Origin of the sequence: Shewanella gelidii (assembly GCF_014647855.1) — a bacterium.
GTDB lineage: Bacteria > Pseudomonadota > Gammaproteobacteria > Enterobacterales > Shewanellaceae > Shewanella > Shewanella gelidii.
The window spans coordinates 342,989-363,726 of record NZ_BMPZ01000003.1; the positions used below are offsets into that span (position 1 = coordinate 342,989).

General features: G+C 45.7%; 17 protein-coding genes. 8 read left to right on the forward strand and 9 right to left on the reverse strand.

Going from position 1 to position 20,738, the window contains the following annotated elements:
- The first annotated feature begins 122 nt into the window (after positions 1–122).
- The 3 genes from IEY18_RS08530 (at position 123) to IEY18_RS08540 (ending at position 3,421) form a co-directional block, all read left to right on the forward strand.
- The gene (locus tag IEY18_RS08530) at positions 123–1,322 is read left to right on the forward strand and encodes an acetyltransferase domain-containing protein (protein WP_229779789.1); all 1,200 of its coding nucleotides are present in this window, start codon (positions 123–125) and stop codon (positions 1,320–1,322) included.
- A gap of 280 nt (positions 1,323–1,602) precedes the next feature.
- A complete protein-coding gene (locus IEY18_RS08535) occupies positions 1,603–2,787 on the forward strand; it encodes an acetyltransferase domain-containing protein (RefSeq protein WP_188919766.1) in 1,185 nt (394 codons plus the stop codon).
- 310 nt (positions 2,788–3,097) lie between these two features.
- Positions 3,098–3,421, forward strand: a complete 324-nt coding sequence (locus IEY18_RS08540) for a hypothetical protein (RefSeq protein WP_188919768.1) — start codon at positions 3,098–3,100, stop codon at positions 3,419–3,421.
- 326 nt (positions 3,422–3,747) lie between these two features.
- Here the strand turns inward: IEY18_RS08540 and IEY18_RS08545 are convergent, their stop codons facing one another.
- From IEY18_RS08545 to IEY18_RS08555, 3 genes are all read right to left on the reverse strand, one after another.
- Positions 3,748–4,632 carry a hypothetical protein gene (locus tag IEY18_RS08545; protein ID WP_188919770.1) on the reverse strand — a complete coding sequence of 295 codons (885 nt, stop codon included), beginning with the start codon at positions 4,630–4,632 and terminating at the stop codon, positions 3,748–3,750.
- 356 nt (positions 4,633–4,988) lie between these two features.
- Positions 4,989–6,635 carry a chaperonin GroEL gene (gene groL, locus IEY18_RS08550; RefSeq protein ID WP_188919772.1) on the reverse strand — a complete coding sequence of 549 codons (1,647 nt, stop codon included), beginning with the start codon at positions 6,633–6,635 and terminating at the stop codon, positions 4,989–4,991.
- Between the two features lie 58 nt (positions 6,636–6,693).
- Positions 6,694–6,984, reverse strand: a complete 291-nt coding sequence (locus IEY18_RS08555; protein ID WP_188919774.1) for a co-chaperone GroES — start codon at positions 6,982–6,984, stop codon at positions 6,694–6,696.
- A 257-nt stretch (positions 6,985–7,241) separates the two neighbouring features.
- On the opposite strand from IEY18_RS08555, the gene IEY18_RS08560 reads away from it, so the two are divergent.
- Positions 7,242–8,609 carry an MATE family efflux transporter gene (locus IEY18_RS08560; protein WP_188919777.1) on the forward strand — a complete coding sequence of 456 codons (1,368 nt, stop codon included), beginning with the start codon at positions 7,242–7,244 and terminating at the stop codon, positions 8,607–8,609.
- 348 nt (positions 8,610–8,957) lie between these two features.
- Here IEY18_RS08560 and IEY18_RS08565 read toward each other — a convergent pair whose 3' ends face one another.
- A complete protein-coding gene (locus IEY18_RS08565) occupies positions 8,958–9,629 on the reverse strand; it encodes an FxsA family protein (RefSeq protein WP_188919779.1) in 672 nt (223 codons plus the stop codon).
- 226 nt (positions 9,630–9,855) lie between these two features.
- Between IEY18_RS08565 and cutA the strand changes: the two genes are divergently transcribed.
- The 4 genes from cutA (at position 9,856) to IEY18_RS08585 (ending at position 14,704) form a co-directional block, all read left to right on the forward strand.
- The gene (gene cutA, locus IEY18_RS08570) at positions 9,856–10,179 is read left to right on the forward strand and encodes a divalent-cation tolerance protein CutA (protein WP_188919780.1); all 324 of its coding nucleotides are present in this window, start codon (positions 9,856–9,858) and stop codon (positions 10,177–10,179) included.
- Positions 10,176–11,999 (forward strand): protein-disulfide reductase DsbD, encoded by a 1,824-nt coding sequence (locus IEY18_RS08575; RefSeq protein WP_188919782.1) that lies wholly within the window; start codon positions 10,176–10,178, stop codon positions 11,997–11,999. Before cutA ends, IEY18_RS08575 begins: the two co-directional genes overlap by 4 nt.
- Positions 12,000–12,479: 480 nt before the next feature.
- Positions 12,480–13,646: a galactokinase gene (gene galK, locus IEY18_RS08580; RefSeq protein ID WP_188919784.1), complete on the forward strand. Its 1,167-nt coding sequence runs from the start codon at positions 12,480–12,482 to the stop codon at positions 13,644–13,646.
- 26 nt (positions 13,647–13,672) lie between these two features.
- Positions 13,673–14,704, forward strand: a complete 1,032-nt coding sequence (locus tag IEY18_RS08585) for an aldose epimerase family protein (RefSeq protein ID WP_188919786.1) — start codon at positions 13,673–13,675, stop codon at positions 14,702–14,704.
- A 118-nt stretch (positions 14,705–14,822) separates the two neighbouring features.
- On the opposite strand, the gene IEY18_RS08590 is transcribed toward IEY18_RS08585, so the two are convergent.
- The 5 genes from IEY18_RS08590 to IEY18_RS08615 all read right to left on the reverse strand — a co-directional run bounded on the left by IEY18_RS08590 (position 14,823) and on the right by IEY18_RS08615 (position 20,717).
- Positions 14,823–15,233, reverse strand: a complete 411-nt coding sequence (locus IEY18_RS08590) for a hypothetical protein (protein WP_188919788.1) — start codon at positions 15,231–15,233, stop codon at positions 14,823–14,825.
- Positions 15,234–15,630: 397 nt separating this feature from the next.
- Positions 15,631–16,644: an NAD(P)H-quinone oxidoreductase gene (locus IEY18_RS08595; protein WP_188919790.1), complete on the reverse strand. Its 1,014-nt coding sequence runs from the start codon at positions 16,642–16,644 to the stop codon at positions 15,631–15,633.
- Between the two features lie 207 nt (positions 16,645–16,851).
- Positions 16,852–18,708 carry a multiheme c-type cytochrome gene (locus IEY18_RS08600; protein WP_188919791.1) on the reverse strand — a complete coding sequence of 619 codons (1,857 nt, stop codon included), beginning with the start codon at positions 18,706–18,708 and terminating at the stop codon, positions 16,852–16,854.
- Between the two features lie 423 nt (positions 18,709–19,131).
- Complete coding sequence (locus IEY18_RS08610) at positions 19,132–19,584, reverse strand: hypothetical protein (RefSeq protein ID WP_188919795.1); 453 nt, start codon at positions 19,582–19,584, stop codon at positions 19,132–19,134.
- 452 nt (positions 19,585–20,036) lie between these two features.
- Positions 20,037–20,717, reverse strand: coding sequence for a single-stranded DNA-binding protein (locus tag IEY18_RS08615; protein ID WP_188919797.1), 681 nt, complete (start codon positions 20,715–20,717; stop codon positions 20,037–20,039).
- Positions 20,718–20,738 lie beyond the last annotated feature (21 nt).

Below are 20,738 nucleotides of genomic sequence, written 5' to 3' on the forward strand. Positions count from 1 at the left end.
AGACCTTGATTCATATTGGCTGGCTTTCACTCTGGGATTGAGTGACATTCTCGTCACTATGTTCCGAGAGTTTAAAACCGAAAGCGCTAAAAAAATGTAGCGCCACACTGAAGAAATAAGTTATGCCGGATAAACAAATGGATTTCGTGCCAACCCCTGCGCCAAGCAAACATCGTATTCACTCAATCGATATTCTGCGCGGATTGGTGATGCTGCTGATGTTGGTCGATCATGTTCGAGAGCGCTTTTTTTATCACAATCAGATTAGCGACCCCATGAGTCTCGCCGACACCAGTACAGCATTGTTTTTCACCCGCATGACAGCTCATCTTTGTGCGCCAACATTTGTGTTTCTGACCGGCCTCTCGGCTTGGTTATACGCAAACCCTCACAACAAACCCTCTCGCGACGCAGCACCGTTTCTCATAAAAAGAGGCCTGTTTCTTATTTTTATAGAAATCGCGCTGGTCAATCTTTCATGGTTTGGCACTTACCATGTGCTCTATTTACAAATCATCTGGACTATTGGCTTATGCATGATCTTGCTTGGGCTGCTATGTAGGCTCAATCACTGGTTCATTGGCGCTATCGGCATTGCCCTCATCTTTGGTAACCGCCTACTCGATCCCATCAGTTTTGCACCGGATGAAGTGGGCTACACCCTTTGGACGATCCTTCATGATGGCGGCTATTTGGTTGCCGAAGGTTTAGTAAAAGTACGAGCAGGTGGATTTCCAGTCACGGCTTGGTTTGGGGTGATCTGCCTCGGCTATGTGTTGGGTCCCCTTTATGCGCAGAGCGTATCCGCCTTTCAGCGTCAAAAAGTTTTAGTCACCTGTGGTTTACTGGCATTGGCACTACTTACAATATTACGCGGATTCAATCTTTATGGTGAAGTTGAACCTTGGGTCGTTGGAGCCAATGGGTTAGAAACACTTAAATCGATGATCAACTTTTCTAAGTACCCACCCTCGGCGAATTTTATACTGCTGAACTTAGGCATCGCGACCCTGATTTTGGCAGCGATGGAGAGGGTCAATAATCGTTGCAGCCAGATCGTTGAAAATTTTGGTTCTGCTCCGATGTTTTTCTATGTTGTCCATCTCTATGTATTGCTGTTTAGCTACAAAATCTTAGCGTTCCTATTTGGTGAGAATAAAGTGAAAGATACAGGCTGGCATCAAGGTACTTATTTTGGTTTTGACCATGTATGGCAGATCTGGGCTGCCGCAGCACTACTGGCAATGCTGCTGTATTGGCCGACCAAAACATTTGCCAACTACCGACAGCGCACATCCATTCGATGGGTTAAGTATTTTTAAAAGCAGCAGTTCGCACCAGTATCAGTCGGGAAAACTAACGATGAAAAAACATGATGCCATACACCTTAGCGGCCAGACTCTACCTCAGGCTAAGACCGTCAACCTTGTGCTTTTAACATCATGGCAGCTGAATAAACACTTCTCGTTCATTCGGCCACAGCCTTACAAGATGGGGCAGCTAGAGACGCTGACGCTGCACTCGCCATACTGAACATTCGGTCAGATTGACCTTGGCATCACGCAACCTAAATTTCAACATCACACACTCGGAAAGTACATCATGTCTTCACACATCACTGCTCTTCAAGGCGCGACAACAACGGCTCTGCAGAGACAAAACAAGCGCATCGCCTCTATTGATATCCTTCGTGGGCTGGTGATGCTTTTAATGCTGGTCGATCACGTCCGAGAGCGACTTTATTACCATCATCCGATAAGTGATCCCATGACTTTGGATGAAACCAGCGTTGCACTTTTCTTTACCCGAATTGCCACCCATTTTTGTGCGCCGGTTTTCGTCTTTTTAACTGGTCTATCGGCCTGGTTATATGCACACCCTGCACAAGGAGCACCACGCTCGGCCAGCGCGTATTTACTTAAACGCGGGTTGTTTATTATCGGTATTGAAGTCACCCTCATTAACTTCTCTTGGTTTGGTGCCTATGATGCCCTCTATCTGCAAGTCATGTGGGCGATAGGACTTAGCATGATTGTATTATCACTCATGGTCAAAGCCCCTTATTGGCTGATTGGTACAAGCGGATTGGCAATCGTGTTGGGTCATAACGCTTTGGAGCCGGTTCAGTTTTCAACGGGCGAGTCGGGCTATTTCCTGTGGACGATTTTGCATGACAGAGGCTACCTCTATGCAAGCGAAGCCTTTAAAGTAAAAGCGTCATACCCCGCTTTGCCTTGGATGGGCGTCATCATGCTGGGTTATTTTGTCGGCCCTTTGTACCAGCACACAGTGACTTCTGCCTCTCGGCAAAAAAATCTGATATTAATTGGGGTCAGTTGTTTGCTTCTACTCGCCCTGCTCAGAGGGTTGAACCTCTATGGTGAGACTTTGCCTTGGCAGGTTGGCGACAGCTTTATTGAAAGCGCACGCTCATTCTTAAATTACACCAAGTACCCGCCTTCGCTAAATTTCTTGCTGTTCACACTGGGCATCGCCACCCTTGTGCTCGCGGGTTTAGACACGGTTAACAACCGCGTGAGCCAATTCATCGAAAGCTTTGGTTCCGCGCCGCTGTTTTTCTATATTGTCCATCTCTACATTCTATTGATTGGCTATAAAGTACTGTTTGCTATATACGGTGCCACGCAGGGGAGCTATTGGGGACTCGACTCCCTTTGGCAAGTTTGGGCAATTGCCTTGGTACTCGCACTTGCGCTCTACTTCCCCACCGTGCGCTTTGCCCGCTTTAAACGAACCAGCGGCATCCCGTGGCTAAAGTACTTCTAAAGCGTTCTACTTGATAAACAAACGACAACGAGGGTGACACGAAGTCGACTGAATAGTGCGAAGTCACCGATTCGCAAGCGAGCTTAGAATGAACTTATGACTGAAAACACCGCAACTGTACCCCATTCAAAGAGCGGGACGTTGAAGTTTCTCTCGATGTCTCAAATTTGGAAATGGCGCAAAAAAAGCCGCAACACCATACATCAATTACGGTAAGCTCAGAACAAGAAAAAGAATTCAGCAAAGGGATTGAGGCAAGCGTCTACTTATCTCTACAGCTTGAGCACATCACGACGATCAAGGAACGAAAATGACAAGAATATATCTGAGTATTGCCAGCATTTTTTTATTGGCAGGTTGTAACTCAACACCCAATTACTGTGAACAAAACCCACAAGCTAAAATTTGCGATGTCGACAGTTACAGCTTATCGACTTATGAAGGTCTTAAAAACTTTAACCAGCTCAAAGGTAAAAAAGCATTTGCACTAGTGCAAACCGAAGATGGCAGAGAAGCCTATGGTTACTCATATCAAGCCCAATCCACCAAAAAAGCACAAAAACAAGCCATTATTGCATGCCAAAGCCGAGCTCGAATGGCCAAAATAAACGCACTCTGCCAGCTAATTCGATAGGTGAAATTTGTCCATAAGACTCGGGGCAGTCCAGTTTTTAATAGAACAGCTTCTTTGTCAAAAAAGATGGCGTATACGTGATGCCAAAGCCCATTCAGAAACAGACTACACCGAGACGGGACAAGCCTAAAACAAACTTCAATAAATGGGGTCAGAGTAAACTTTCACAAACCACACCAATTTAACCTGCTGGCTCAATCCCTTCCCCGTTGGAAAAACTTCGCTTCTCAGAAAGTTTCGCCGGGGAACTGGTGCTTAAGGTGTCTAATCTGGAGCACTAATCAAATTTTAAACCAGCTAGCTAAGCTGAAGCGCTTTAATAGCTATTACAGTGCTGTGCAGTTTAGGTGCTTAGCCATAACTGTACTCCATGCGAGATCACCATTGAATTTTTGCACTAAACCATCTGGGCTAGTAGCAGGCAATTTCTTAACACCATGTTCTACCATATAACTAGGGTAGTAGCTGGGTTTACCTATCGCCTCAACCACGGCACATAACCGGTTCATCGATTCCGGCGTTGTAATAAAGCTGCGAAGCTTATTTTGAAACTTATCTTGCTCTAGCGCGGTTAAAGCCCATGTAGAGTGTTTTTGAATAGCATTAATTGCATCGTGAGCGGTCTTATCTACAACTCTACTCACATCAAATGCACCATACGCACTAGCAAGCGTATAGGTGTAGATAGCCTGTTCCGCTTTACCTTCAGAAATACACTGCTTAACTGCAGGATAAAGGTCTGCAGGACTATACGAGCTTAACAGCGAATCTGCTTCAAAACACGATAACTCTGCTGCAGATTTCAGGTGTTCAGAAATAGGCACAGGCTCTTTTTTGGTCTGACTAGGAGTACATGAAGGTATTGGTACCTCCCTGAGAACGCGAACTTCCCATTCATCTGACAAGTTATTCTTATGTTGGGCTGTGACTACATATTTAGTACATTCCTTCGCCTCAACAGGAAACATTTTGAGTGAAGAACTCTTCCGCTTGAGTTTCTTTGTCGTCAAAAGATTGATGTAATGAAATCCTGGTTTGACATTTTTTTTACTCTTTTTATTAAATTCCATTTTTCCATCAATCGATACAATGCTTACATCATGGTTATTAGGATCAGATGCTTTACTTAACGAGCCATCGATCACCGCATACGGCGTGGATGCACATCCACCAATAAAAATAACCATCACGACGAATAACTTGTTATTCACTTCCATTCCCCAACTTTAAACGCCCAATCTGAATGGAAACCAACATAATCCAGTTTATGCCCTACGTCCACCCTTAAAAATTAGTCACTTACAACGATTTCCTTTATCTGATATTTCAGCGTAATTCAAAGTCACAATAACAAACCTGAACCTGATTTAGCACTGAAATTGAAAAGCCCCGATACCATTCAAGTAGCGGGGCTTTTATAAAATTTAGTTTTAGCGATGAGCTATAAACAACAGAGCATCTAATGCAGGAAAAATGGGCTTAGAGCAAGGCTTTTTGCAGCGACGTGTAGCGTTTTTCTACACGAGCTGCAAAGTAACGCAGCGATAACCCATTTTAACCAATTAGATTACATCATGCCGCCCATTCCGCCCATTCCACCCATACCACCCATATCAGGGGCACCGGCTGGCGCATCTTGCGCAACTTCACCAACCATTGCTTCGGTGGTGATCATCAGGCCTGCAACTGACGCAGCAAACTGTAGCGCACTACGCGTTACTTTCGTTGGGTCTAGGATGCCCATCTCTAGCATGTCACCGTAAGTGTCATTGCCCGCATTGTAGCCATAGTTACCGCTGCCATTTTTAACATTGTTGGCAACAACTGAGGCTTCTTCACCAGCGTTGGTAGAGATTTGACGAAGTGGCGCTTCCATTGCGCGTAATGCGATCACTACGCCGTGCTTTTGGTCTTCGTTGATCACTTCGACGTCAGCAATTTTGCTTGCTGCGCGTACGAGTGCAACACCACCACCAGCGACAACGCCTTCTTCAACCGCTGCGCGAGTTGCATGTAGCGCATCTTCAACGCGTGCTTTCTTCTCTTTCATTTCAACTTCTGTTGCCGCACCAACTTTAATCACTGCAACACCACCAGCAAGTTTTGCCATGCGCTCTTGCAGTTTTTCTTTGTCGTAATCAGACGTTGACTCTTCAACTTGTTGCTTGATTTGGCTCACGCGAGCTGAAATTTGTGCTTGCTCACCAGTACCATCAATGATGGTGGTATCATCTTTAGTGATGACAACGCGCTTTGCAGTACCCAGATCTTCTAGAGTCGCTTTTTCAAGCTCTAGACCAATCTCTTCAGCAATCACTGTACCGCCAGTTAGGATAGCAATATCTTGTAGCATTGCTTTACGACGATCACCAAAACCTGGTGCTTTCACTGCAGCAACTTTGACGATGCCACGCATGTTGTTCACAACTAATGTTGCCAGCGCTTCGCCTTCAACATCTTCAGCAACAATCAGTAGAGGCTTACCGGTTTTCGCTAGGCCTTCAAGAATTGGCAGTAGCTCACGGATGTTAGAAACTTTTTTGTCAACAAGCAGGATGTATGGGCTTTCTAGCTCAACACTACCGGTTTCAGCTTTGTTGATGAAGTATGGCGATAGGTATCCACGGTCAAACTGCATACCTTCTACAACGTCTAGCTCATTTTCTAGCGCTTGACCTTCTTCAACGGTAATCACGCCTTCTTTGCCAACTTTTTCCATTGCTGTTGCAATGATGTCGCCAATAGACTCGTCAGAGTTTGCAGAGATAGTACCAACTTGTGCGATTGCTTTTGAATCAGCACACTCTTGAGAAAGTACTTTAAGCTCAGCAACAGCAGCTTGAACAGCTTTATCGATGCCGCGTTTTAAGTCCATTGGGTTCATGCCAGCAGCAACTGCTTTCAGGCCTTCAGTCACAATCGATTGTGCTAGCACTGTTGCCGTTGTCGTACCGTCACCAGCAGCATCATTGGCTTTAGAAGCAACTTCTTTCACCATTTGTGCGCCCATGTTTTCGAACTTGTCTTCAAGCTCAATCTCTTTTGCAACGGATACACCGTCTTTGGTGATCAGTGGTGCACCAAAGCTTTTATCTAAAACAACGTTACGACCTTTTGGGCCTAAAGTTACTTTGACTGCGTTTGCGAGTACGTTTACGCCTTCAAGCATTTTTACGCGGGCGTCATTTCCAAATACAACTTCTTTAGCTGCCATGTTTTCGTTTCCTTTATTCTTTAATCAGCTGGATAATCGATTCTTAGGTAAGCGAGGTTTATTCAACAATCGCAAGTAGATCGGCTTCAGATAGGATCAATACTTCTTCGCCGTCGATTTTTTCCTTTTTAACACCGTAACCTTCGTTAAAGATCACTGTGTCGCCAACTTTAACGTCAAGTGGCTTCACATCACCGTTTTCGAGAATACGGCCATTGCCTACGGCAAGTACTTCACCACGGGTAGATTGCTCAGCAGCACTGCCAGTCAGCACGATGCCACCAGCAGATTTTGATTCAACTTCAGAACGCTTAACAATGACGCGGTCATGTAATGGACGAATATTCATCGATGGATTCTCCTAATGATTTCTGGCCCACTCAATGTGGAATGTTTTTGAGTTTAATGGTGTCCCGAGAGCTTTCTCTCTTGGGCTTTATCACCTGATGTTGGCTATATGGGGGTGATGGGTGACAGTTCCAAGTGTGGGAACAAAAAAAATGTGGTTTTTTTTGATGCCGCGCACTTATTTTGCGTCATACCTGATAGAATTTGCCCATCGGTAAGTTCGCGGGTTTAGGTAATAATTTCTAGGTATGATGTATCATGAATGACAGACACGGGCTGCTCACTGCGCCAATTAGTCGTGTACTGCTTAATATGAGCTTACCAAACCTGATCGGTATTCTTACGGTTCTTGGGTTTAGCTTGATTGATACTTATTTTATCAGCCAACTCGGTACCGACGCCCTCGCGGCCATCAGCTTTACATTTCCGATTACCTTAGTGGTTTCTTGCGTTGCCATCGGCATCGGTTCTGGCGTATCCACAAACCTTGGACGGCTCATTGGAAGTGGCGACACCTCGAAAGCCAAAGTGTTTTTGCATGACGCACTACTTGCCACCTTTTTCATCACCTTTAGTGTCTCGGTGCTGGGTAGCATCTTTTTAACCCCCTTATTTGGTTTATTAGGCGCCGAGCCTGTCCATATTCCGCTAATTAAAGACTATATGCATCTATGGTATTTAGGCGCTCCGATACTCACATTGCTTATGGTTGGGAACCAAGGGTTGCGTGCAACTGGTGATACTCGCTCACCAGCTGCAATTATGGCTTTAGCTGCTCTCATCAATTTAATTCTGGACCCGCTGCTTATTTTTGGTATCGGCCCTTTTCCCCGTTTAGAAATCCAAGGCGCAGCCATTGCATCAGTTCTGTCTTGGATTATTGCCGCTTCTTTGTCAGGGTATTTATTAATTATCAAACGTCACTTGGTCGAGTTTGTAGATTTTGAGCGTGAGCGGTTTCAGGCCAACTGGCAGCAATTAGCCCATATCGCGAAACCGGCCGCTTTAATGAATCTACTCAACCCTATCGCAAATGCTTTGATTATGGCTTTGCTCGCTCGAATTGATGTGACCTCGGTGGCTGCATTTGGTGCAGGTGTGCGTCTAGAATCTGTGCTGCTGATTGTGGTGATGTCGCTGTCTTCAAGTTTAGTGCCGTTCATCGCGCAAAATTTAGGTGCAGGCCAAAAACAGCGGGCCCATCAAGCACTCATGCTCTCCCTCAAGTTTGTCTTGGTGTTTCAAACCTTATTATATTTCCCACTGATGTTGTTGGCACAGCCCATCGCGGAGCTATTTAGCCAAGATCCTCGGGTTTTAGAGTGGCTCTATTTTTACGTGGTGGCATTGCCAGCAGCTTACGGCCCACTTGGCGTTGTCATTCTCGTGGCTACATCACTCAATGCTTATCATCGACCGATGAGTTCATTGGTTCTCAATATTTGCCGTTTATTTGTTGTGATGCTGCCGCTTGCGTTAGCGGGCGCTTACTACGCGGGTGTAAAAGGTGTCTTGATGGCACTGCCCGTGACGAATGCAGTTATGGGGCTCTTTTGCTACATCTTAGCGAAACAAATTACCGAACCAACGACTGAGTTAGCCCCCTCTACGGACAACAAACTATAACCCGTGGGTTCATGGCCTTTCGTTACAAAGTCATTGCGAACTCAAATCTAATCATCTAGAAAATGGCTATCAACAGCCCGCCAAAGAATCAACGGAATTCACATCTTTAAACTCGGCCTTACCTCCCGGAAATGATTTGTCAGGCACTGAGTAAACAAAACGCTTTGCCCGGTTAACAAACCTGAATAACAAATTGAGTAACAAATCTGACTGGCAAATCTGAATCACACACAAAAATGCCGAATGACATTCAACTGTTATTCGGCATTCTGGGGGCAACCCTGTGGCACATGAAACAAGATTAATTAACGCAGCTATCTTATGAGGATTCGGGAAAATACCTCATCACTATTTTGGTGTTGAACCTGAGTCATTTTTGGATGGTTCAATATCAGCCACTGGCTCTGGCTCGATATCGTTCTTAGGCGTGGTATCGACTTCACCGTCAAAGACATTTGCCTCATCATCCTGAACGAGTTGATGCGACTCTGGACGCTTATCATCTGGGTCCGTCTTACGCTCAAAGTCCCCATCAAAGGTATTGCCATCATCCTGTTGACCAAATGGGCTTTGGCGAAAAGCATCTGAATCAAAAGGGTTTTGCCCTTGGCCAAAACCACCTTGAGTAAAGCCTCCCCCATGGAAGTTTGGATTGTTCGCGGCTCTGACTTGCATACGCTTATAGATAACAGCTGCCATCGGCGCACGTGTAAACGGCGTGAGTAATAAAAGACCAATAAAGTCTGTTACAAAACCAGGAATTAACAGCATTAAACCCGCAACGGCGAGCATCATACCTTCAACGATTTGCTGTCCTGGCGCTTCACCTTTGGCAAGTTTCTGTTGCACTTGCATTAAGGTCGCAAGACCTTGGCTGCGTACTAAAGAAACCCCAACCACGGCAGTGAAAATAATGAGGCCTGCAGTTGTCCAACTTCCCAGTGCATTGCCCACTTCAATAATGACGGACAACTCCACAACAGGGATTAGAACAAACAACAAAAACAAAACGTAAAACATGCTCACCTCGGTTTTTTCTTCGGGTATGAAACCTAAATTGGGTCTATCGGGTCTATTTTCAAGTTGGTAACTGATTTACCCAATGTCTTAATGAAAACTTAAGCCAAAAAACGTAAAGTACGTGGCTAGATTCTGGCAATTGCAGCAATAGTTTAGTGATTTGATGCAAACATCAAACTATTTGCTCAAATTTGCTGTGTAATACAGCGTAAAAGGATATTTTGAGATGCAGCCTGAGTACTTAATGGTCATCACAACATGCCCAGATCATGACTGCGCTCAGCGGATTGCAAGCGCACTCGTGCAAGCCAAGCTGGCAGCCTGTGTTCAAATCGTGAGCCCAGTGACCTCGGTTTATCACTGGCAGGAGCAAGTTTGCCAAGAAACCGAATATCCACTGCATATCAAGTGTCAGGCTAAGCACTACCAACAATTACAACAAGAATTGCAGAATTTGCATCCTTACGAGGTGCCTCAAATTGTTGCAGTGCCATTAACTTATGGGCTTCCCGCCTATTTTGATTGGATAAAAGATACGACTCAACCATGAAAAAACTAATTATCCTGCTTGTTACAAGCCTTATGCTACTTTCCCCACTCGCCTACAGTGAAGGCGTTTTCAGTAGCAGTAAGTTTAGCTTTTTGGATGACGGTCCTGAGCTAATGCCAGTAGATGAAGCCTTTGTGATTGATTTTCAACAACAAGGGAATCAACTGAAAGTCAGCTGGGTGATTGCTGATGGTTATTATATGTATCGTGAAAAGCTCAAATTTGGCGCGAATGGCGCAGAGCTCGGTGAGATCTCTCTCCCACGAGGCAAGATGCACCATGATGAGTATTTTGGTGAACAAGAAGTCTATACCAGCTATGTAGAAATCCCCGTCGCGCTGAAAAGTGCCAATCAAGAGGGGACATTTGATGTCACCTTTATGGGATGTGCCGAAGGAAAGCTATGTTTCCCACCCACGAAGCGCAGCGTCGTGCTTGAGCCTGTGGCAGCAAATGATGGCACCATTGTGCAATCCGAGGTTACTGCAGCAACCCCAGCTGCTGAGTCAACCGCGGTCAAAGCTGGTGAAGCCATCACACAGCAAGATAGCTTAACCCAGGCACTTTCTGGCGATAGCGTCATTTGGACATTGGTCATCTTCTTCGGGCTCGGGATCGGTCTAGCACTGACGCCTTGCGTATTTCCGATGTATCCAATTCTATCGGGCATTATTGTTGGCCAAGGGCAAAAACTATCAACAGCGAAAGCCTTCACCTTATCGATGGCTTATGTGCAAGGGATGGCGATCACCTATTCAATTTTAGGGCTTATCGTGGCGTCTGCTGGCTTAAAATATCAAGCGGCGTTGCAACACCCAGCCGTCTTGATTGTGCTGGCAATATTGTTTTTTGTACTTAGTTTATCCATGTTCGGTTTGTACAATATTACTCTACCGGCAAGCCTACAAGAAAAGCTCAACACCACCTCAAATAACCAGAAAGGCGGCAACCTTGTCGGCGTGTTTGTCATGGGTGTCATTTCAGGTCTCGTAGCTTCCCCTTGTACAACAGCTCCCCTCTCTGGCGCTCTCATTTATGTGGCACAAACCGGTGACTTAATGCTGGGTTTCTTAGCCCTCTATGTATTGTCGATGGGTATGGGTGTACCACTGCTAATCATCGGCACTTCTGGTGGTAAACTCCTTCCTCGCGCTGGTGCTTGGATGGACATTATCAAAACCATTTTCGGTTTCCTCCTGATTGCGGTATCGATTTTGATGTTGGGCCGGATATGGACAGGCTTGGTATCGGATCTGTTATGGGCTGTGTGGGGCATCGTGTTTGTCGGTTATTTGATGCACCAAAATAAGCTCACACAATTTAACTGGAAACAAACCGCCCGTTCTGTACTACTCCTGCTAATGTTGCTTGCGAGCTTCTCTTACGGGTTGCAATCGCTGATGAACGAGCTGGGATATAGCCAACACTCTGCAACCGTTGCTCAAGGTCAAGAGTCTCATGGGTTTACTCGCATTAAGTCTGTCTCTGACTTAGAGGCTGAGCTAGAGAAAGCCAAAGCACAGGGCAAAACCGTGATGCTTGACCTCTACGCTGACTGGTGTGTCGCCTGTAAAGAATTTGAAGAAATCACCTTTAAAGATGCTGAAGTCCTCAAGCGCATGAACCAGATGGTGTTACTCCAAGCCGATGTGACCGCCAATGATGACATTGATATTGAGCTTTTAGAAACCTATGATGTTCTGGGTTTACCGACCCTACTGATGTTCGATGCCAATGGTGAGATCAATGATCAACTGAGAGTCACGGGTTTTATGGCGCCAAAAGCGTTTGCGGAGCATCTAGACTTATTGGTGAACTAAAGCGACAAGGCAAGCATGGACGAAGTATCGCAGATATAATTTACCTGTCGCAAAGAATACACAAAAAGGCTGTTGATTGAATCAGCGGCCTTTTTTATCAGCAAAACCCAGAGCGATGAAAAAACGAATGCTACCGATTCCGAATTTTTGGCTTAAAAACCTTGGGCAACCACGAAAAATACTCATCTAATCGTGATTTTGTCGCTGAATGTAAAACTTGGTTACACTTTGGCAAAAGTCGTGATATAAAACATTTAATACCGCTGTGATAGTGGCAACTATGAAACTCCACCAAACACCTAAACTGCTAGCGTCATGCCGCCAAACGCAAAGTGCTCTCGCAACCCACTTTGCCGGTCAGCAGCCATAACGTGAACCGTCACCCCGACTCGGCTTGGTCAGCCCAGTACTCGGTAGACAAATATAAAAATAATAGAACGCGGTCGGTGATTGGGTCATTAAACTTGGAAAATGTCGCTCATGCCGAATCCTACGCAGCGCGCTACCAAACTCTTTGTCCAAACATTTGGCACCAAAGCAGATAACTTATATCTAGCACCAGGCCGAGTGAATTTAATTGGTGAACACACCGATTACAATGATGGGTTTGTTTTAGCTTGCGCCATTAATTTTCATACCGTTATTGCGGCACGTCGCCGTGACGACAATATTTTTAGAGCCACATCGGAAGCCTACCCCGATGACATCAAGGAGTGGTGTTTCGGCGAAGAAGGTTGCATGGATCCGCAAGACACTTGGGCAAATTATCTAAAAGGCTTCACACATGCAGTCGCAATGGCAGGGGTTGAGTCCCAAGGTATGGATATCGCCATCGTCAGTGATGTACCGCTTGAAGCCGGACTCTCGTCTTCGGCAGCTTTAGAAATCGCCTTTGGCACTGCTATGAATGACCTGAATCAATTGCAGTTCTCATCACTTGCTATTGCACAGCTCGCCCAACGGGGCGAAACCCAATTTATGGGACGTTTATGTGGCATGATGGATCAAATGGTCAGCGCGCTAGGCGAGCAAGACTCCGCCTTGCTCATCGACTGCCTCGACCTTGACGATGAAGCGGTGCATATTGGCGACGATTTAAGCCTAATCATTATCGACTCAAGCGTACAACGTCGCGGACTTGATGATGAAATCGACCTTCGTCAGCAGCAATGCCAACAAGCGGCAGATTTTTTTGGTCTCGATGCGTTGCGCCATCTGCGCCTACAACAACTCAATGATGCAAAAGACATTATGGAGCCCGTGCTCTATCGCCGCGCCCGTCACGTTATCACTGAAAACCAACGCACCCAAAGTGCCGCTCGTGCACTAGAACAAAATAATATGCCTCGACTAAGCCAGCTCATGGCAGAGTCTCATGCCTCGATGAAAGACGACTTTGATATGAGCGCGCCTCAGATTGATACCCTCGTTAAAATTGTTCAACAGGTGGTAGGCAATCAAGGCGGCGTGCGCATGACAGGCCGCGGTTTAGGCGGAAGTGTTGTCGTGCTCACGAGTCATGAGTTAAGTGATGCCGTTGTTAGTGCGGTGGAGCAACAATATCCACAGCAAACCGGGCTCGAAGCTAAAATCTATTTATGCTCCGCAAGCAATGGCGCAAAAAGAATTAATCAACCGGCGAGCTAACGCCGGACTGAGCAGGGAAATTGAACATGGTCCGTTTTAGTGTACTTGAATCATGGGAAGATCCACGCGGTGGCCCCATTGACCGCATTCGTGTCGACAACGGTGTATTAGCTTTTGAAGTCTTGAGCTTAGGCGCTATTTTACGCTCGGTCTGGGCACCAGATCGCAACGGTGAACGCTCCAATATCGTACTCGGTTGTGACAACGCCCAAGATTACCTCAACCAAGAGGCCTACCTTGGAGCCATGATTGGGCGCTATAGTAATCGTATCGCCAATGGTCGCTTCCATTCTCAAGGCCAAGAGCATCAGTTAGATATCAACCAAATGGGTCATTGCTTAAATGGTGGCAGTGAGGGATTTCATCGAAAACGTTGGCATTTAGGTACCCTGTCAGACGGTGTACGCCTGAGCTTAGTGAGCCCAGATGGTGACATGGGATTCCCCGGTACCTGTAACATTCAATTGGATTATCGCCTTGCGGGAAACAACTTATACGTTGAGGTCATGGCATCTGTTGATCAAGCCTGTCCGGTCAGTCTAACCCAGCATAGTTACTTCAATTTAGATGGCAGTATAGATTGTGCAGATCATGCCTTACAGCTTGATGCGAGTCAGTATCTCACCGTCAATGACACTTTGATCCCCACCGATATAAAACCCTGTCAGGATACGGTATTTGATTTGAAAACACCGCAGGCTTTTAAAAAGCTGCTTCCTGATCAGGCATTGCAACCGACTCAAGGTTTTGACCTGTGTTATCTCGTCGATGATGCGGACACCAGTGTACAAAGAGTTGGGCGACTCAGCAGCGCCAATAGCGGTCGCTCTATGACCTTGTATACCAACCAACCCGGTGTGCATTTATACAGCGCCAACTTCCTACAAGGTGTACAAGGTAAGTCGAAAAAACCACTGCAGCAACATCAAGGCATATGTCTAGAACCGCAGCAACTACCTGATGCGCCGAATCAGCCCCATTTACCGGGCAGTCCGTGGTTAGCACCGGGCGAGGTTTATCATCATATTAGTCGCTATCAATTTGATACGGACGCGTAATGATTAACTGCCATATGAATAAACCGCACATGACCGACAGCACCCGACCGCGATAACAATCAGAAATTTACCCAAAAAAAACAGCGCTGATGCGCTGTTTTTAATGATTGAATTCTATTTAATCATCAATCTCATTTGACCAATCATCATAGTCATCTTCTAGAGATTCTGATTCAGGCTCTGGCTCAATCACCGGCTCTGGTTCAGGCTTTGTTTTCTTTGCTGGCGTAGCTTTCGCTTGGTTGGCATCAACCCATGCTTGGTGCTGCGACATAAACTCCGCTCGACAGGCTTCCCACGCGGCACCAAATTCTTCTTCAGCAGCCTTGGTTTCACTGCTGTTTAAGTCGTGTAAGTTGGCTTGAACGATATCTTCGGCATACTCAATAATCGAATCCCGTTGTGTATTGTAAAAATACACTCGCCCCGGCGTCGCATCGGGAAATTGTTTGTCATAAATAACAACTGTATTGCCCCGAGATGTGCGTAGCTCACCATACCAAACTTGTTTTTTTGCCGTGTTATACATATATGCCAATGCCCTTTAATTAACACATACAATCCATCAAAGCATAGACGATTAAACGTTTCATTTTGATGAATAATCTAAGTCATTATTAGCGCTATTTTTACAGAAAATTTCCAATAATCAATAGCAATAATCGTGAATTTTTAACGAAAAGCTGAAGAATTTTCAACGATTCCAACGTACATCACGATTACTAAGGACTGTAGCCTATATTTGCATCTGTTCAAGTTTTTAACATTGATTTTTGGTCAAAAATAAAAAACAGTGTTTTAGCTGGATAACTAGGCACAGCAGGGCTTACACGCATGTTGAATATTCAACCAGATATAAAGCAGAACCTAAATTTAATCTTTTTCTCCAAGGCGAAGTTTCCGTCAAACGCCCATAAATAAGCGTATTAACTGTCAACTGCAGGATGTTCCATCCCAACTTTTAGGACGACTTTGCCACAATGGGATCCGGCTTCCAAAATCTGGTGCGCTTGTGCGCAATCAGCAAGCGAAAACTCAGCAAAAATCACAGGCGTCAATTGGCTATTCTTTGCAAATAGTGGCCAAACACTCCGCTGTAAACTTTGTGCAATTTCAGCCTTCGCGTCATCACTCTGCGGTCGCAAGGTCGATCCACTCCAGCTAATCCGTTTCGCCATTAACCGGAATATATCCACATTAGCCTTTGGGGCTTGCTGCATTGCAATCGACATCATGCGACCTTCAACCGATAAACACTTCAAATTCCGATTAATGTAATCACCACCCACCATATCAAGAACCACATCAACGCCATTGCCTTGTGTGGCCAACATGACTGCATCAACAAAGCAGGCTTGTTCACTATTGATGACATGATCGGCACCCAGCCGCTCGCAGTGTGCACACTTATCATCTCCGCGCGCAGTTACAATCACCTTCGCTCCAAGAGCTTTCGCCAACACAATCGCACTACTCCCGATGCCGCCAGACCCACCATGGATCAGCACCGTCTCATCGGCAACGAGTTTGGCACGCATAAATAGGTTGCCCCAGACCGTAAAAAAAGTCTCCGGGAGACACGCAGCTTGTTGTAATGTTAACCCCTGTGGAATGGGTAAGCAGTGTTCAGCATGAGTCAGCACATATTCTGCGTAGCCACCACCAGGCACCAACGCACAGACTTGCTGACCGACCTGCCATAGAGAAACTTTATCACCGACTGCGACAACCGTACCTGAAACCTCAAGCCCAAGAATTGAAGAAGCACCTTTTGGAGCAGGATATAATCCGCGCCGCTGAGCGATATCAGGGCCATTGACTCCTGCATATGCAACTTGAATTAAAACTTGCTGATCTGTTGGACACTTGCGTGGGACAGATCCAATTTGTAAAACATCGACGTCGCCAGGCTGTTGAAACTGAACACATTGATAATCCATGTTACGTTTTCTCCCTTGGTCTACCTAAACGCTTCAAACACTGTCGACAGCGTATCATTGAGTGAAGGTGATTCATTCAATTTTTAGCCTAAAGCAAACTGAGATTTTTACCTCATTATGCTGATGCTCTAGAAAAGAAAAAGCCACCGCGCCAAAAGGCAAGCGCGATGACTTTAGTTGCTAAAATCACATGTGCTCAGATCCACATTATTGGTTTTTCTTCACCATTTTTCTGAGCACCTTGTTGTGTGTCGCATCATCGGGCGCTTGGCCTTTATCCGTGATTTCATCGCTACCATGACAAGCTAAACAGGTACCAACTCGGCTGATTCGTTCCAGCTCTGCTTGATTAAACGGGCGAGCCCCTTTATGAGATGTTGACTGTAACTGTTTACCAGTTTCATCCACAAATCGCTCCAGCTCAAAATCAATTGGCGCCTTTCCAGCGGCGAAGTTACGTTGAATATCATAAATACCGCCACCGAGACCAAGCACCTTCGGATTGGTATGGCATTCCGCGCAACTGCGTGCATTTTTACTGGTTGTATGCGGCTGAATTGGGTTATGGGAAATTCCGCTTGTGCCATCCACTGTGGTATATGTTTTATTGGCGACGATGGGCTTATTGCCATCTACTTGGGTCAAGAAAACTTGGCAGCCGGGCACGTAGACAGACACTTTGCCGCGATGGTTAATCCCTAATGACGGGTTTTCCCAGCGCACATACGATCTTGATTCATTCCAGCTAAATGCTTTCTTCTGCAAATTCGCTTTTTTACCCAATTGGCTCACATCATCATTTGCACCTTGTAGCCAGTCACCATTGGGTTTGCTTATATCTTGTTTCGCGTGGCAACCATAGCATTGGGGAGCCCACGGCGCATGACAGGTGTAACACTCCATATTCTCCATATGTGTTGCAATCTTCACCATGGCAACACGACCTTCTTCAGAAAGTGCTTTGCTGTTGAGCTGTGGCACGTCCAAAGCTTTGCCATCATTCTTGGTCGTTAAGGTTACCTTTGCGCCTTCACGTTTCAGGTGGGTCATCACATTATCACGGGCGGTTTTCAAGGTTGCATCTGTCGTTGTTGTGCCATGACAAGTTTCACAACGGACCTCAACTGCATGCTCTTTTTTAGTGTAAAGATATCCATCACCGTGCATTTCTGCCGAGGTATGACAATCAATGCAGCTCATACCCGCTTCATAATGCAGATCGGCTTGCACAAAATTGTAATGCTTGCCATGAAGCTTACCTTGCTTGCTGCCATCTGCGGTATAAGGAGTGCCGTAACCATCAGACTCAATCATACCCATGTAGCTGACACCCGTTCGGCCACCTCGGTTGTGACAATGCTGGCATTGATCGACCGTAATTTTCTTGGTCATCTTATGCAGTCTTGGACGATCTTTTTGGTTTTTATCAATGGCTTTATCCCCGCCCTCATAGGTCGCGGCATTGCTGTATTCCACATGACATGCAGCACATCCTGAAGCACGGTAATCTCCGTCTCGTTGGTGGCCGTCACTCCAAATATGGCAGCGTAAACATTGATTGCGGAGGTAATCATCTCCCGGAGAGTTCGTCGCTGACTCTGGCTTTTTGGGGTCATAACTGGGGAGCTGTGTCAGCATATCAACCGTACCTTCACGGCCGGTTTTCAAAGCTTTTACATCATAGGTGGCATGGATTGAATCGCGTGATTGCGCGCCAAAGTTGTAACGGGTACCAGAAATGATTCCAGCCATTGTGGCATGGATTGATGTTTTGGCATTTTCGACTTCATCGGCATGACAAGTGCCACAAGTTTCATCAATAATTCGTAAATCTGTCGGATTGGCCCAAAGTTGTTGATGGCCTTTTTCTATTGTTGTCGCATTGCCATCACCATTGTGGCAATCGACGCAGGTTAAATCTTGCATTTCTTCAATGTCAGCGAAGCGTTCAATGCCTTCATGACAACTCATGCAACCTTTATTCTCATCCCATTCAGCGACTGCTGAACTTAAACCGAGCAAAAATAGTACGGGTACACAACCTAGCTGTATAAATTTTTTCATTACAAGCTCCCTGTAAAACCACACTTTTTAAATGGTCTTATCCAGTGTGCTACCTCTAAATAGGTATTAATAGTTGGGCATATGAGTTTGCGATCCAGATCACGTCGTGCAGAAAATATGGAGTCACCTGAAACCTGGTCATCGACCCGAACAAGACCCCTTTGCCCTTTCCCCCAAGTCACGACTTACAAAGGAACCGGCAGTGTTGAGGAAGCCGCCAGCTTCACTTGTATGGCACCTCAATAGTTAACCCTAAGCTCAGGGCTGCAAAGATGCGCAGCCCTAACTTTCTATCTACCAGTCAATTAGTTCATAAGTTTTGTGAGGGAACGGGGTGAAGGTGTATCCGCAGTGGGCTCAGAAAACAATCGGGTTGATTCCGAGTTCATCCCAAAGAAAGCGTTAAAATTAACACGACATAAGTTACATTTTTATTTTGGCAATCGCACACTTACACAAACCACCTGCACGCGCTGGACACTTTTTGCATGGGTTGGATTTATAAGGGGTTCTGGCCCATTGTGCGGTCGTCGTTGTTTGCCATTGCTCGCGACTAAACTGAGCTTTCGAAAGTGGAAGGTCAGATACATCTGCAGGCGCGTTAATATCTACGACATGACGATTTACTGGCCCATTTGATGTGCCCCCATGGCTATCGACACTTGCCATAGAAGCAGAAGTACTTTGCAAAAATTGTGGGATCCGAACAACTTGCCCGCCGAGGCTTTCAATTTTCTGATTCGATAGTTCAAGGTGATTCAGCATTTTCTGAGTTTTTTTCTGTAGCTTTTTCAAACTCGCAGCCGTTTTTGCAGATTTTTTCTGCAATTTTTTTAACTGTTTCATTTGTTTCTTGATTTGCTTTTTCTCAGACATCTCACACCGTAATGATAACGATTATCAATACGGTTATTATGTATGAGCCATTTTCTGTTGCCAAGGTTTTTAAGCAAAGAATTGTATATCGCTCACAAAAGAGGTTAAAAAACGCTCGTTCTCCTAACTCGACTCCCCCATTTCTATTCATTAATCCTCAACGAAACTCGATGGTCTAAAAGGTCGATGTATAGAGCGACTAGCAGGGCTCAAAAGGTATTTTACTTGTGCAATTTTTTCAGAATAAGGTCTAACTCGAATGCTCTCAATGTAATCACTCTTTTGCGAAATACCTTGCTCAAAATCACTTCTTTATCTGCACATTTTCTACGCTGATTTGTTATAGAGCATTTTTGACCGGTCCAAAGTGTCAGAAAAAGAAAAACCCAGTCAAATGACTGGGTTGAGGTAACTTATACTAGTTAATCTTACATAACTATAATAACTGTGAATTAGAATGGAATATCGTCATCCCAGCCATCATCCAAATCTGGTGTGAAGTTCTGCTGAGGCTGTGGTGCAGGACGCTGTTGAGGCGCTGCTGGTGCAGCCTGTGGCTTAGGAGCATAACCACCCTGTGCTGGGGCTGCGGCAGGTTGTGCTGGGGCCTGCTGCGGTGCTGCTTGTGGTTTAGGTTGATAAGCAGGTTGCTGCGGTGCTTGTGGCTTAGCTTGATAAGCTTGCTGTTGTGGCGCAGGTTGAGCTGGCGCACCATAACCTTGCTGCTGTGGTGCAGCATACTGATTTTGCGCTGGCGCATTGTTATATCCGCCTTGCTGGCCTTGACCTTGACCACGGCTATCGAGCATTTGCATCTCGCTCGCATTAATCTCAGTTTTGTAACGATCCTGGCCGGTTTGCTGATCTTGCCACTTGCTGGTTTGTAGCTTGCCCTCTAGATAAACCTTTGAGCCTTTCTTTAGGTACTCTCCGGCAATTTCAGCAAGGCGACGGTACATGACAATATTATGCCACTCTGTGCGTTCCTGAGTTTGGCCTTGTTGGTCTTTCCATGACTCACTGGTCGCCACGGTAAAGTTTGCAACAGCATTACCATTAGGCATATAACGAACTTCGGGATCTTTACCTAGATTGCCGACCAAAATTACCTTATTGACACCACGACTGGCCATCGAAAACTCCTGCGAAATACT